This is a genomic window from Janthinobacterium sp. Bl 1 (assembly GCF_058215535.1).
In genome coordinates this window covers 4,236,005-4,250,269 of record NZ_CM177086.1, presented here as the reverse complement: position 1 = coordinate 4,250,269, position 14,265 = coordinate 4,236,005, and the positions used below count along the sequence as shown (strand labels likewise).

Below are 14,265 nucleotides of genomic sequence, written 5' to 3'. Positions count from 1 at the left end.
TTTATCAATCGATAAACTTTGCTTTCAGATCCGGTCGCTTTCCTTGCGCACGACCCGGCCCACGATCAGGCATTCATTGCCGCGGCACAGCTTGCGGTGGTATTTGCGCTGATCGGGGTTGTCCGACGTCAGCCACCATTCGCCGATATCGCGCGCCATGCGCTTGACCACCGGCTCGCCTTCGTAATTGATGGCAAACACGATGCCGTCGGCTGGCCGGTTGTCGGCCGTATTGATGATCACCACGTCGTCCTCGTACAGGGCCGGCTCCATGCTCTCGCCCTTGACCTTGATCGCCACCAGTTTTTCAGGGTGGTAGCCATTGCGCTCGACCCAGCTGCGCGGCACGCTGATGGTGCTGCCGTCGTGCGTTTCCGGTTCGATGGCAAAGCCCGTGATGCCGGCCGACAGCCGCAGTTTCACCTTGCGGATCGGGTAAAAACGCTCATCCTCGCCATCTTCCACGACCACGGGCCGCGCGCCGGCCAGCGCGCGCGCGGCCATGGCCGCCTGGTCGGGCGCCGCGCCTTGGTCGAAGTACATGCTGTCGAGCTGCAGGTCCGCTTCCAACTTGCGCGCGATCTTTTCGCTGAACGCGCGTCCCTCGCGGTAGGTGGGCGAGAGGATTTGCGAGATGCGCGCCTCGCTCCAGCCGCTGACGTCGGAAATTTTCTTGCGCGTGTTGTCGTAGTGCTCGCGGATCAGGGCCAGCAGGCGATCGCGTCTGTATTGATACATATTCATCTCCACATTAAACCTGAAATTTACCGTTTGATAAATTACCAAATGCTTGACTTTAACATTAGCGATTGATAAAGTCCACTTGTTGCCTGTCGCAAACGCACTACAGCGTCTGCCGGTTGGCGACACCACGGGAGGTCAGGCAGATGTTGAACAGCAGTCAGTTGGTTGAAAGCAGGGCGGCGCCGCGGCAGGGGCGCCAGTTACAGGGACGCAGCAAGAAGTCGCAGCTGCATATCGCCCGCATCGCGCAGTACATCCGCGAGCAGGGCCAGGCCAGCGCGGCACAGTTGTCCGCCTTGCTGGGACTCGATGCGGGCACCATGAGCCGCTATCTGCGACACATGTGCGGCATGGGGCAGATCCATCTGGCGCAGCGCCATTGCACCGAACCGGGACGACAGCGGCCCGCCCTGTACGCGCTGGGCGAGCAGGACGACGAGGTCGACGGCTGGGCCGAGCTGCCGCCGCAAGTGCGCCGCACGGCCAGCTGGGCACGCGGCACGGCCAGCCGCGATCCGCTGGTGGCGGCGCTGTTTGGCCCCGCAAGTAACAACGATTAGTATCAACGAGGAACGAGGAGAAATCATGGGATTCGCAGAAAAATTCATCGCATCGCTGTCGTCGCAAAACCTGCGCGACGATGCCGTCCACCACGACCTGGATGTGATCGCGGCGGCCGCGCTGGCCGGCGACATGGGCGCCTTGCTGTGCCGCGTCAAATACGCGGACGGCACCATCAGCCGCCTGTTCGAAGGCAATGCAGGCAACCTGGCGCAGCTGCTGCGCGCCTGGACGGCGGCCGTGACGCAGAAGGGCCGCGCGCGGCGCTGGGTCAAGGCGCAGACGGCCTGGGATGCGCAGGCGGCCAATACCTTGTACCGCCGCGTGGCCGAAGCGTCGCTCGCGCATTGGCTCGACAGCAAATGCAAGGTCTGCCACGGCACGGGCGTCGTCGCCGCCATGCAGGCTGGCGCGCCTGTCGTTTGCAAGGCGTGCCACGGTGGGGGCGAAGCGGCCATCAGCTGCTCCGGCGGCTTCGAGCTCGAACGCATCAAGGACATGGTCAGCGAACTGGAAGGCATCTTCCAGTCGCACGGTGCCCGCGCCATGCGCCGCCTCGGTCACTGAAAATTTTTTTGCAATATGCCTGGCACTGAAAAAAACGCCCCTACAATAGAGTCTCGATCACGCAGCAACAGAAACACCGGCAACACAGCAGTACACCACATGCTTCTCCACTCGTAATAGACGCGCTTTCGGCGCGACACCGATAGGGGAAATCAGCGCAGCGAACGGCCTTCATGGCCCCTTCGCCCAACATCCATCCGGCATGGCCCCATGCCATCCGGACGCCAGCCCGCCGCCTCACCGCGCGCGGGCTTTTTCGTTTCATCTCCCATTTTTCAGTTTCTCCCACAAGACCGCCCCGGCGGTTTTCATCCCACGAAAGGTATTACTTATGGCACTGACAGCAAACGGCATCGACAGCGTGATCGTTATCAGCAAACAAAGCGCGGAAGGCAGTAAGGCCGCCGCCGGCGGCGGCCAGATTTATCCCCGCGTGACGGCCACCTTCGACACGGAGGCGGACAAATACGCGAGCGCCGAAATCGACGCCAGCCAGCAGCAGGGCGATACCCGCCTGGGCAACTTCCGCACCACGGGCGCCATCAAGGCCGAAGCGGCGTGCGGCACGTATGCGCCGCTGATGGCCGCGCTGCTGCGCCGCGACTTCACGGCGGGCGGCGTTGCTGCCGCACAAACGACCATCGCCGCTGCCGCCTCCGGCCTGACGCGCAGCGCCGGTTCCTGGCTGGCCGAAGGCTTCCGCGCCGGCAGCGTCGTGCGCATCACCGGCATGACGGCACCGGCTGCCGCCAACAACGCGAAGAACTTCTTCGTCACGTCGGTGACGGCCACCAACCTGAATGGCCAGTTCATGGACGGTTCGGTGATGATCGTCAAGGCGGCCGGCGACTCGGTCGGCGTGGCAGCCGTGGGCAAGCGCAGCTTCACCCCGTTGACCGGCCATACCACGGACTGGTTTACGGCCGAAGTGCAGGACCCGAACATCGGCGTGCACCGCAGCTTCGTCGACCAATTGGTCAGCAAGATGGACATCGCCGTGCAGCCGAACGGTATCACCAGCCTGGACTTCACCCTGATGGGCAAGTCGGAAGGCCCGACCACGGCCGTGCCGCATTTCGCCACGCCGCTGGCCGCGCCGGGCACCGGCAAATTCTCGGGCGCCACGGCGATGCTGTCGGTGAACGGCATCCCGTCGCAAATCTGCACCGGCATGTCCGTCTCGCTCGATGGCCAGGTCAAGGTCGACCCGGTGATCGGTTCGAAGTACGCCACGGCCGCCTCGCGCGGCAAGGTGATGGGCTCGGGCCAGTTCACGGTGCTGCTGCAGGACGCCACCTACCTCGACTACTTCAAGTCCGAGACGGAAATCCCGCTGGCCTACGCCATGGCGTCGGGCACGGCGCCGGCCGCCGACGTGCTGGCGCTTGCCATGGGCCGCATCAAGATCACCTCGGCCAAGATCGACGACGGCGAGAAAAACAAGATCGTCACCTGCGCCTTCGACGTCCTGCGCTACAAGGGCACGGACGCGCAGCATGAAGCGACCACCCTGACCATCCAGGACAGCGCGCTGTAAGCAGCCAGCACCTGCACCGGGGCCGCCGTGATGGCGGCTTTTTTTTATATTTTTCTACTTCATCCAGAAAGCATCACACATGAACAACGCGCAAAAAATCCAGGCAGGTTTCGACATCGGCAATATCCACGCGGCGGCCACGCCCGTCACGTTCGACGTGCCCGTCATCTTCGACGCGGACGGCGAAGCGGTGGCCGGCCTGACCATCGTCGGCAAGAACAGCGAGCAATACCGCGTCGCCAACAACGCCGTGCGCGCCGAAGGCTACAAGAAATCGGCACGCCGCAAGACGGCCATCGACGCGTCCACTGACGAAGGCGCGGAACTGCTGGTGCAAGCCATCGACGGCAACCAGAAGCGCCTGGCACTGGCCGTGGTCACGGGCTGGTACGGCTTCACCAGCAACGGCGCACCCGTGCCGCTCGATCCGGCGCTGTTGGAAGCGGCCTTTGAAAAGTACCCGACCTGGCAGGAAAAAGTGACCACCGCGCTGGAAAATGAGTCGAATTTTTTGAAACTCTGACGGCCAGCCTGCTGCGCTACGCCGGGCACCAGTTCGAGCGCGGCGCGCGCGCGGCCGATGGCCATGCCAAGGGCGAGCATATCGATGCCGCCCGGCGCCATCCGCTGTACCGCGCGCCGCCCGAGGAGGCGACGCCGCCGATGCCGTTCGAGCTGGCCCACGTGTGGGAATGGTTCGCACAATTGAACCGCAAGCGGCAGAACGGCATGGCCGTCAACCCCATCGCCAGCACGGAAATCCTCGCCTGGCAGGCGCGCCACGCCATCGCCATCGAGCCGTTCGAGCACCAACTGCTCGACCAGCTCGACGCGCTGTTCCTGTCGCACCAGCATGCGGCGGGCTGACCCGCATTTTCCAACCCGGCCGCCATGCGCGGCCTTTTTTATGGGCCAAACATGCCAGAGATAACGGAAATAAAACTTGTCATCGACTTGACGAAGGCAACGGACACGGTGCAAGTGCTGAAAGCAATCAGCGAGGCCAGCCTGGCCGCGGCCGAAGGCCTGAAAGTCGTCAATACGGAGGCGGAATCGTCGGCGTTGTTGCTGCGCGCCCAGGCGGAGCAGGCACGCGATGCCACCGCCGCCGCAAAGGCCCTTGGGGCATCGAATGCGGGCGAAGCGAAGTCGCTGGCCGATGCCAGCAAGGTGGTCAACGGTCTGGGTAATGCCTATACGCGGCTGGCGGCTTTCCGCGCCGCAGGTAGCCCCGCCACAGCCGGCGCAGGCGCCAAATATGGCGCTTTTGCGTTTGAAGAGCAGCGCCAGGACAAGCTGGACACCGCAGGCAAAGAGGCTGCCGATGCCAAGGCAAAGGCGTCACCGGAGGCGCCCACGCGCAAATATAGCGAGGCGGAGTGGAAGGAGGCAGGTGAATTTGCCGGTCAATTGGCGACAAAACTGGAGAAGGCCTTTGGCAATGTCGGCGGCACCATCGGCAAAATGACCACTGCCTTGCTGGGATTCGGGAAGGCGCAGGACGATATCGATTTTACCTTTGCCAAGGAAGTGAAGGAGGACCCGTCCGAAAAAGGGCAGGAAAAGGCACAGGAAAACAAGAAAAAGGCCACGGTCAAGCAGTATCACGACATGGCGACCGCCGCGAAGGGCTTTTTCAAAGAAAAGTCGGCCGGCTATGAACTCATGGAAAAGGTGGAAAAAGGCTTCCGCGCCTATGAATTCGCCATGAATACGAAGTCGCTGTTTGAAAAACTGACGAGTATCACCCTTGTGACGACGGCAAAAACTGCCGCGACGACGGCGGAAGTCGCAGGCGCGGCGGCATCGGTCGGACCGGTAACCGCCGCGGAAACGGCCAAGTCCAGCGCGTATGGCGTGTCGGCGCTGGCATCGGCTTTGGCGGCGCCGTTTCCTGCCAATATCGGCGCATTTGCCATGGTGGCCGGCATGCTGCTAGCAATCGGCGTTGCCGTTTCTGGCGGCGGTGGCGGTGCCGATACCACCGCCAAGGACCGGCAGGCTGCAACAGGCACCGGCACGGTGCTTGGTGATTCATCCGCGAAATCGGCGTCGATCGCAAACAGCCTGGAAATCATGGAGAAAAACTCCGGCCTGGGCCTCGCGTATTCCTCGTCGATGGTGGTCTCGCTCAAGCAGATCGTCTCGGGCATCGGTGGCTTGGGCAGCTTGCTGGTGCGTTCGGACATCCTGACGTCCGCGCTGGGCACCAAAGGCAGTTCCAGCGGCGGCGTCATTGGCAATGTCGTCAGCAGCATCTTTGGCGGCAAGACCACGGTGCAGGATGTGGGGATAGTCACCAACTCGTCGAGCCTGGGCGACCTTGATACTAAGCGCTTCAACGTGAATTCCTATGTCGATCTCAAGAAGTCCGGCGGCTGGTTTTCCAGCGACAAGAAGTCCACGAATCTCACGGCCATGGGGACGGAAACGAATGACCAGTTTACGAAAATCGTGCTTGGTCTGCGCACGAGTATCGTCTCTGCGGCCGACTTGCTGGGTGTCGGTGGCGATGCCTTCACCGCGCGCTTGAATTCCTTCGTCGTCAGCCTGGGCAAGATCAGCCTGAAGGACTTGAAGGGCGAGGAAGTGCAAAAGGCCCTGGAAGCGGCCTTTTCGAAGCTGGGTGACGACATGGCGAAGTTCGGCGTTGGGGGGCTGGAAAAATACCAGGCCGTGGGCGAGGGCTATCTGGAAACCTTGGCGCGTGTGGCCAACAACTACATGCAGGTGTCGGATGTGCTGGCCGTGCTGGGCAAGTCGTTCAACAGCTCCGGTCTTTCCGCCGTGGCGCTGAGCGAAAGCCTGATTCAAGCGGCGGGCGACCTCGATACCCTGACCAGCGGCACCAGCTTCTTCGTGCAGAATTTCCTGACCGAGGCCGAGCAGATGGACCCGGTCACCAAGTCGGTGCGTAGCGCCATGGCGGCGCTGGGACAGTCCGGCGTGACGACGAGCGAGCAATTCAAGGCGCTGGTGCTGGCGCAGGACTTGAACACGGCTGCTGGTCAGAACATGTACGTGCAACTGCTTGCCATCGCCGAACCGTTCAAGAAGGCGGCCGATTATGCGGCCGACCTCACCGCCGCCACCGGTGAACTGGCCGAAGTGAACAAGACGGCCAGCGACATCGCCAGCGAACGCAAGGACATGCAGCAGCAGTTGAACGAACTGACGAAAACAGAAGCGCAGTTGCTGGCTGCCCAGCGCGCCGGCGTCGCCGATGCCAATCGCGGATTATTCGACCAGATCCAGGCCGTCAAGGCGGTGACCAGCGCGAAGGATGCGCTGGCCAAAGCCTACGAGACGGAATCCGTGGCGGCCAAGTCGGCGCTGGAGAAGTCGAAATCGTGGGTGACGACCTTGAATGGGCTCAATTCCAGCATGGCTTTGGGTGCCCAGTCGACGCTGACGCCGGAGCAGAAGTACGCCGAAGCGCGGGCACAGTTCGAGAAAACCCTGGCGGCTGCGAATGCGGGCGACACGACGGCGCAATCGGGGCTGTCTGCCGCGGAACAGGCATTTTTGACGGCCTCGCAAGTGGTCAATGCTTCCGACGCCCGCTATGCGGCCGACTATGCCCGCGTGGTGGAAGCGAACAAGGAAGCGTTGAAATGGGCGGCCGCGCAGGTCGACGTGCAGCAGGCCAGCCTCGATGCGCTCAATGCCCAGGTGTCGGGCTTGATCAAAATCAACGACAGCGTGCTGACGGTGGCGCAAGCCATTGCCGGTCTGCGGGCTGCGATGGGTGGTGCGGCGGATCTGGGCGTGCAGCTCGGTAATCCTCCCGTGGTCGCCGCGCTGGCCGCGATGACTTCTCCCGTGACAGCGGCAGTCTTCGACCCCGTGCGCTACTCGTCGGCTGCGAACGTCGGCTCCGACGTGCTGGTGGCCGAAATCCGCGGCCTGCGCGAAGACAACCAGGCCATGCGCGTGGAGCTGGAAGGCTTGCGCGCCGACCAGCGGGCGCAAACGGGTGCCACCATCCAGGCCACCTTTGAATCGAACGCCAATGCCGCCAGGACGGTGGTCGATGGCGTGGATAAATCATCCCGGGCATCCGCCTGGGCCAATGCAGTGAAAGGAGAATACGCATGACCGATGCGCAATTTCAGGAATGGCTGCAAAGCCCGTCGGCCATCCGCATGGTGCTGATCGAGGCGCAGGTGAATGTGGGCGGCAGCGAGGTGACGCGGTATATCGCTTCGCGGCCCTATGTCACCGGGCCGCGCGAAGTACCGGCCAATACCGCGTACCAGCCGCTGGCCAAGGGCGGGCTGGCCTTCACGGAACAGGTCAGCCTGTCCGGCGAGGCGGGCCTGTCGGGCGGCGATATCGAACTCGATAACGCCGATGGCGCGCTCGATGGCTGGCTGGACGACGTCTGGATGAACCGGCCGGTCAAAGCTTGGGCCGGCGATCCTTCCTGGCCGCGTGCCGACTTCCAGCTGGTCTTCGACGGCATCATCGCCGACGTGGCCAGTGCCGGGCGCGAGTCGGTCAATCTGGTCCTGCGCGACAAGCTGCAGCGTTTGAATACGCCGATCTCCGAAGCCAAGCTGGGAGGCACGACGCCGAACAAGGACGCCATCTTGCCGATTCCGTTCGGCGAATGTCACAACGTGGCGCCCTTGCTGACCAACCCCGCCACTCTGGAATACGGTTTTCTCGGCGCGGTCGAAGCGACGTTCGAAGTGCGCACCAACGGCAAGCCGATCGCCGTGGCCTTGAATGACCAGGCGGGCCGTTTCAACCTGACGACCGACCCGTTTTCCACCACGATCACGGCCAGCGTGCAGGGCGACAAGGGCGGCGGTTATGCGCCGCGCATCGCGCCGCTGGTGCAGCGCATTGCCACCGCCTACGGCAAGGCGGCCGACCGTTTTACCGCGGCCGATCTGGATCTGGCCAACCTGGCCGCCTTCGATGCGGCCCACCCGCAGCCGGTGGGGCTGTATGTGGCGGACCGCACGAATCAGGCGCAGGCCATCCAGCAACTGGCGGCCAGCGTGGGCGCCCAGGCGATCATGTCGCGCACCGGCCAGCTGCGCCTGGTGCAGATCGCTTTGCCTGCGGCCGGCCTGCCGCTGTCGATCGGCCCGGAGCAGATGCGCGAGCGCTCGCTGCGTCCCGCGCAGCGCCTGCCGGTGACGGCCGCCGTGAAGGTCGGCTTCGACCGGAACTACACGCTGCAGGCTGGCCTGACGACCAGCATTCCGCCCGCGCATGCGGATTTGTATGCCACGGAATGGCTGACGGAGACGGTGGTCGATGAAGCCGTGCGCGCACGCTATCGCCTGACTGACGATCCGGTGCAGATCGATACCTGCCTCAAGACGCGGGCCGATGCCCGCGCGGAAGCGCAGCGGCGCCTGGCCCTGAACAAGGTGCCGCGCACCATTTACGAATTCGATGGAGAACCCGAGATGATGATGCTGGAATTGGGGCAGCCCGTACAACTGCGCGCTGAACGCTTTGGCTTGCAGGACGGCGTGCCGGGCGTGGTGGTGCTGCTGTCGCGCTTCTGGCTGACGGGCAGAGCGACGGTGGGGGTGCTCGTATGAGCGCGATTGTGGGGGAACGCGATACGCTGCTGCAGGCGACGACGGAGCGCTTCAGCACGACGGCCGATGGCAAGGCGATCCTGATGTCCGCCAGCACGCCCGTTTTTCGCGTCAATAGCGCCGGCGCCGGCGCGCCCGGATCGATCGCCATCACCGCCAAGCCGGTCAATGTGGTGGGCGATATCGTCTTTTCCGTATCGGCCGGCACGGCGTTGCGGGTAAATGGCAACGTGGCCACCGTCGATTTCGCCAGCATGACTACCGATACGGCACTGGTGCAGGCACGCATCCGCGAATTTGGTGTCGATTACCTCGCCAATTACATGGTCAGCAAGGTCTTTGACGGCGCTGCCGGCGAGACGGGCCTGGCCGGATTGAACACGGGCCAGGCCTTCGCCTACAAGCGCGCCGCCGCTGCGCCACCCGATTCGCCTGGCGATGTGATCTTCACCTTTTCCACGGGGGCCATCACGACGCCGGCCGGCAACGACCTGGCCAATGGCTGGTCGAAGAATATCCCTGCCGGCACGGCGCCGCTGTACGTGCGCGTGGCAGCCGCCAGTTCACGCAATGCCACGGACAATATCGCCGCCAATGAGTGGGCGGGGGCGGTGCAACTGGCCAAGGATGGCACCGACGGCTTGAACGTGGCGCCCGTGCGCATCTACCAGCGCGGCGCGACCAACATCGCACCGGCACTACCGAGTACGGCATGTACGTTCACCTTTGCCACCGGCGCACTGACGGGTCTGAACAACGGCTGGTCGGCCCAGGTGCCGGCGGCGGGCGGCGCCTATCTGTTCACATCCGGCGCCACGGCCGCGTCGCGCACGGCGACCGACGACATCGCCCCAGGCGAATGGGCCGCCGTTGCGCGCCTGGCCGCCGATGGCGCCACCGGCCAGCGCGGCACGGTGACGGTGACGGCGCCCGGCTATTCGGCCTGGTCGGATGCCTCGGCCGTGTATGAATTGGGGCGTGCTGGCTATGGCGCGCCGATCAACCGCGACGTGGTGACCTTGTATGACGCGACGCATGCGGTGACGAAGTATTTTGAGAATGGCGCATGGCTGGTGCTTGGGACGGTGCTGAACGGCAATTTGTTGGTCAACGGGTCGGTGGCTACCCAGGCGCTGGCGGCAGATTCTGTGACAGTAGAAAAGATTGATGCGCGCGGCCTGAGCATCAAGGATTCAACTGGCAAGATTATTCTCAGCGCTGGTACGCCCTTGACGTCGAACTATATGAATGCAGGGATAGGCGCGGGCAATTTGATCAGCAATTCCGCTCCCTCACCGCCAGCAGAAGGTGTAGGAGGACTTGGGGGCTTTATCCTGGACTACACCTACTCACTCGGTACGACTACTTTTGCGCCGGGCTATGCTCCCTACGTGCCAAGCGGCGCTGGTGGTGTCTATGTTCGCTGCACTGGAGTTGTGCCATCTGGCACCACCGCCGCTATTGTGGGTATAAGGCAGGGAGCAGTAAATCGTAAGTTCCCCGTGATTCCTGGCGTGCGTTATGAGTTTAGTGTGTACATGGGTGCTCACCGCTGCCGTGGGGCTGTAAACGTTGCTTTTTACGACGGCAGCGGGGCCTATGTGTCGGAGTTAGCCGGAAGTATTGTAGATAACGTGTCGGCTTCGGGGGCGTTGGCTAATTTCCCCCGGTCAACGCTGTTTGTTGCCGCTCCCGCAGGCGCCGCTTACGCAATGTTACGTAGCGTGCTAGTTGGCAACGGGGGAACCGACGCGTATCTTTTCCTCTCCATGTGGTACTTCGGTATGGCATTGCCCGCGCAGACGGTGCCGTCAGCCTGGGCGGATGGACCTGGGGCGAGCTTCGGCGACAATGTTTTCGGCCAGATCACGCCGTCCTCATCTCCGACTTACATCGGCAACGCGGCCATCGTTAATGCGCAGATTGGCGGCGATATTTACAGCAGCAACTGGAGTGGGAGTGGCAGCACGACGGGATGGTGTCTGGATCGAAATGGAAATTTGCACGCGAATAGTGGCACTTTTCGCGGTGAACTGAGTGGTGCTTCTGGTTCGTTTTCCGGGAAGTTGACGGCAGAAACCGTTATTGCCGGACGTGGTCAAAACGAAAATAATACGACGTTCATCGATTTTAATGCTACCGGCAGTATGCCGTTTATTTATGCCGGTTCAGGAGCAGTGCTTATCACCGCCGATGGAAAAGGGTCTTTCGCTCGCGAGATATTATCGCCGCCGAACGTCAGGGCCAAGGGTGTGACGAAAATTGCGCCGGGGCGTGTCGGATTGATTAACGGCGAATACCGCCCGTTTACCGTTTATATCGATACCGAAGTACCTTTCGATCCGACGTGGAACCAGGTTGCTTCGGATACCTTTTTGGCCAACGCGACCATTGCACATGGCTTAACCCTTCCAGGTATTGGATGCAATGGATACAGCGAATCAACCGTTGTTGTTGGCGATGGCCTCAACAGTGGCAATGTGTTTTTGCCTGTTGATGGTCGAATTTACATTCGATTCACATGGACACCTGTCAATGGTAACGGGTGGATCGAGCCAACTGAGGTCACATGGAAACTGGTGAAAGTTTAATGAAAAATCTACGTATTCTCTACGACAACGCCGCGGACCGCGCGATCTTGACTGCATCGAGTCAGGCTGGCACCTTGGGACCGGCTAACCTGCAACGCGACCACAAGTCTTCCGTGCTGCGCTCGGCGGGTGCTCAGTTGAACATTGTGGCGACCTGGCCGACGGCTGAACTGGTGGCCTGTGTGGCGCTGATCTTCACCAACATGACCAGCAGCGCGCGCATGCGCGTGCGCGGTTATGCCCAGCCGGGCGACGCCGTGCCGGTACTCGACACCGGCAGCATTTTCCCGTGCCCGGCTGCTGTGCACGGTTCTTACCCCTGGGGTGTGTTGCCGCTTGGATGGAATACCTATCAGTGGGGTGGCGTGAACACTTGGCCGCTCGGCGGAGGTTCCGACGGCGTGGCATGGTTCGCCCCTGTGCGCGTGCGTCGCCTAGTGATCGACGTGTCTGCGCCGCAGAGCCCGGAAGGCTACCTGGAAATCTCGCGTCTGGTGGTGGGCAACTACTGGTCACCGCAACATAACGCAGAGTATGGCGCCCAGGTGCAGATGCAGGATAGCAGTGAAAATTACCGCACGGGTGCAGGCAACCTGAAAACCGTGCCGGGTACAACCAGCGACAAGCTGAGCATTAACTTGGCGCACCTGACACCGATGGACCGCGCGCGCTTCATGCGCATCCTGCGCGAGAACGGCAAGGGCAAGGCGATGCTGTTCAGCTTGTTCCCTGAAAATCCGGACCCGCTGCTGGAGCAGGACTACATGCTATATGGCAAGGTCAGCAATATCGAGGCCGTTACTACGCCGTACTTTGAAACTTATTCTGCACCACTACAAATCGAAGGAATTTAAATGGCTGATAAATTTTATGATGGTATGCCTAACGTCAACGAGAAATTGAATGACATGGATCGGGCGTTTGCGGCGGGACCGTACAATGCATTGCCATTGTCCGGGGGGAATATGAAGGGCACGATCTATTCGAATGCCCCGATCGTCACATCTCAATATGTGCAAGCTTGCGCGTATGGCCCAGGCCCAATTGTGAATACTGGTATGAAGACAGGCTGGTGGCGAATCGGGAAGTTTAATTCCGCACAGCAGGGAACGGAGGCATCAATTCGTGTAAGTGGAACCACGTCATACGGCGCTATTGTCGGGATGTCGAACGCCATGGCAACCATTATCCAGCTCCGGGTAGACAACGACAGCAAGATACGCGGTGTTTTCCATAACGAAGGTGGCACGACAAATAACACGGTATCGGAAGTGACCATCGCGGATGATGGTCAGGTATATATCCTGTGCGGCACCTTCTTCTCCCTTGCCGTTTATTGTGAGTCCACCTGCTGGCAGGATTCTGACGTATCGTATTACGGCGTGGCTGCTGAACCCCCGGCCGGAACCTTGGCTAGCTCCATCTTCGGCTTGAAACTTGGTGCGCAGAATACTGTAACCTTCGAGCGGCAGCGGACTACTTTCGATTCTTCGTCAGTTTTGGTTGGTCCAAAACAAATAATTGCCGGAGGGATATCTAGTACTCTTTGGGCAAGCGCTCTTCGGGCGCCGAATGATGGGGCGGCGGGGGGCGCTGGCATATATTATGAGGTGCTCTCCATGGGCGTCGCATCGGTTCCAGGCTATTCCAATGCAGGTAGATTTTTTTGGAGTGCCCGTAGTCATCCGGGGAGCTCTGGAAAAGGATTCCAACTACGTTTGAATGCTGTCGATGCAAGCTTGCCTGACAATGTCACATCAGTTCTGGATATTAATGGCACCGGCGACCTTACCCTGCCAGGCGTTATTACTGCTGGCCCAGTTCTCCCGTTAAGTGCGCATCAGTTAACCCGTAGGACTGTAGAGTTCGGCGAACTTTGCTACGTCGGGCGCGTAGAGACGGGTGTAACTTCCTCGTGTTTTGCCATTCGAGCGTCCAATGGCGCCGGCGGTTGGGGCAACAGTGCTTCGGTTGCATACATAGGGAGAAACTCCACGACATCGCGCTCGATTAGCGCCGCTGGCACCATCAACGCCGGCGGTACCGATTACGCTGAGTATATGTTAAAGGCACCTGGATGCACGGGTATTCTTCCGGGGCAGATTATCGGCATTGATGTTGATGGAAAACTAACCGACCAATGGCAGCGCGCCATTGCCTTTGCTGTCAAATCGACTGATCCTTGTATGGTTGGCGGGGACCGGTGGGCGCGGCATTTGGGGGAGCGGCCAGTGCCTGTTGAACGTCTCATGCCTTCCACGCGTCAAGTGCTGCTCAGTGAGGCTGTTGCTGGCATTGACGCCGTGCTGGAAGTGGTCGATGGCAAGCTGGTTGAGGTTGCGCCTGCCGTGCCGGCCCGCGAAGCGCAATATCGCCAAGAAACAATACCTGGAGATACCGATGAAGAATGGGGCCTTAAATGTGCACCTGGCCTGGCATTTGAGGCGGCTCTGGAAGCGGCGCGCCAGCAGGTTGACCGTATCGCTTTCTGCGGCCAGGTACCTGTGAACGTCTTGGATGCCACGCCGGGGCAGTACATTGTCCCGGTGCAGAAAGGTGAGGGCATCGGCGGCCTGGCCGTGCGCGAGGACGACATGACGTTCCAGCAATACACGCGTGCCATCGGCAAGGTCATCGCCATCGAAGACGATGGCCGTGCTCGTGTAATCGTGAAGGTGGCATAAAGATTGTGCTTGCTATA

Annotated in this window: 11 protein-coding genes; 10 read left to right on the top strand and 1 reads right to left on the bottom strand. The window is 61.3% G+C overall.

Annotation, left to right across the window (positions count from 1 at the left end; translation table 11 throughout):
* Positions 1–24: 24 nt before the first annotated feature.
* Entirely contained in the window at positions 25–738 is a 714-nt protein-coding gene (locus AC4BCN_RS19065) for a S24 family peptidase (RefSeq protein WP_139089660.1), read from the bottom strand.
* Positions 739–887: 149 nt separating this feature from the next.
* Between AC4BCN_RS19065 and AC4BCN_RS19060 the strand changes: the two genes are divergently transcribed.
* The 10 genes from AC4BCN_RS19060 (at position 888) to AC4BCN_RS19015 (ending at position 14,248) form a co-directional block, all read left to right on the top strand.
* Complete coding sequence (locus tag AC4BCN_RS19060; RefSeq protein ID WP_128142745.1) at positions 888–1,304, top strand: FeoC-like transcriptional regulator; 417 nt, start codon at positions 888–890, stop codon at positions 1,302–1,304.
* A 25-nt stretch (positions 1,305–1,329) separates the two neighbouring features.
* Complete coding sequence (locus AC4BCN_RS19055) at positions 1,330–1,872, top strand: DnaJ-like cysteine-rich domain-containing protein (RefSeq protein WP_139089659.1); 543 nt, start codon at positions 1,330–1,332, stop codon at positions 1,870–1,872.
* 331 nt (positions 1,873–2,203) lie between these two features.
* The gene (locus AC4BCN_RS19050; RefSeq protein WP_128142746.1) at positions 2,204–3,409 is read left to right on the top strand and encodes a phage tail tube protein; all 1,206 of its coding nucleotides are present in this window, start codon (positions 2,204–2,206) and stop codon (positions 3,407–3,409) included.
* Positions 3,410–3,488: 79 nt separating this feature from the next.
* Positions 3,489–3,932, top strand: coding sequence for a hypothetical protein (locus tag AC4BCN_RS19045; protein WP_034751875.1), 444 nt, complete (start codon positions 3,489–3,491; stop codon positions 3,930–3,932).
* Positions 3,929–4,276 (top strand): phage tail assembly chaperone, encoded by a 348-nt coding sequence (locus AC4BCN_RS19040; RefSeq protein ID WP_490493619.1) that lies wholly within the window; start codon positions 3,929–3,931, stop codon positions 4,274–4,276. Before AC4BCN_RS19045 ends, AC4BCN_RS19040 begins: the two co-directional genes overlap by 4 nt.
* A gap of 51 nt (positions 4,277–4,327) precedes the next feature.
* Positions 4,328–7,507 carry a hypothetical protein gene (locus AC4BCN_RS19035; RefSeq protein ID WP_490491504.1) on the top strand — a complete coding sequence of 1,060 codons (3,180 nt, stop codon included), beginning with the start codon at positions 4,328–4,330 and terminating at the stop codon, positions 7,505–7,507.
* Entirely contained in the window at positions 7,504–8,973 is a 1,470-nt protein-coding gene (locus AC4BCN_RS19030) for a hypothetical protein (RefSeq protein ID WP_338679110.1), read from the top strand. Before AC4BCN_RS19035 ends, AC4BCN_RS19030 begins: the two co-directional genes overlap by 4 nt.
* Entirely contained in the window at positions 8,970–11,564 is a 2,595-nt protein-coding gene (locus AC4BCN_RS19025) for an autotransporter outer membrane beta-barrel domain-containing protein (protein WP_338679109.1), read from the top strand. Before AC4BCN_RS19030 ends, AC4BCN_RS19025 begins: the two co-directional genes overlap by 4 nt.
* Positions 11,543–12,418, top strand: coding sequence for a hypothetical protein (locus AC4BCN_RS19020; RefSeq protein WP_490491503.1), 876 nt, complete (start codon positions 11,543–11,545; stop codon positions 12,416–12,418). Before AC4BCN_RS19025 ends, AC4BCN_RS19020 begins: the two co-directional genes overlap by 22 nt.
* Positions 12,419–14,248: a hypothetical protein gene (locus AC4BCN_RS19015; protein WP_219327189.1), complete on the top strand. Its 1,830-nt coding sequence runs from the start codon at positions 12,419–12,421 to the stop codon at positions 14,246–14,248.
* Positions 14,249–14,265 lie beyond the last annotated feature (17 nt).

What these genes read in the sequence shown, in the direction of transcription:
- AC4BCN_RS19050 (WP_128142746.1), top strand. Translation starts at nt 2,204, where the DNA reads ATGGCACTGACAGCAAACGGCATCGACAGCGTGATCGTTATCAGCAAA.
- AC4BCN_RS19065 (WP_139089660.1), bottom strand. Translation starts at nt 738, where the DNA reads ATGTATCAATACAGACGCGATCGCCTGCTGGCCCTGATCCGCGAGCAC.
- AC4BCN_RS19020 (WP_490491503.1), top strand. Translation starts at nt 11,543, where the DNA reads ATGGAAACTGGTGAAAGTTTAATGAAAAATCTACGTATTCTCTACGAC.
- AC4BCN_RS19045 (WP_034751875.1), top strand. Translation starts at nt 3,489, where the DNA reads ATGAACAACGCGCAAAAAATCCAGGCAGGTTTCGACATCGGCAATATC.
- AC4BCN_RS19015 (WP_219327189.1), top strand. Translation starts at nt 12,419, where the DNA reads ATGGCTGATAAATTTTATGATGGTATGCCTAACGTCAACGAGAAATTG.
- AC4BCN_RS19060 (WP_128142745.1), top strand. Translation starts at nt 888, where the DNA reads ATGTTGAACAGCAGTCAGTTGGTTGAAAGCAGGGCGGCGCCGCGGCAG.
- AC4BCN_RS19035 (WP_490491504.1), top strand. Translation starts at nt 4,328, where the DNA reads ATGCCAGAGATAACGGAAATAAAACTTGTCATCGACTTGACGAAGGCA.
- AC4BCN_RS19025 (WP_338679109.1), top strand. Translation starts at nt 8,970, where the DNA reads ATGAGCGCGATTGTGGGGGAACGCGATACGCTGCTGCAGGCGACGACG.
- AC4BCN_RS19055 (WP_139089659.1), top strand. Translation starts at nt 1,330, where the DNA reads ATGGGATTCGCAGAAAAATTCATCGCATCGCTGTCGTCGCAAAACCTG.
- AC4BCN_RS19030 (WP_338679110.1), top strand. Translation starts at nt 7,504, where the DNA reads ATGACCGATGCGCAATTTCAGGAATGGCTGCAAAGCCCGTCGGCCATC.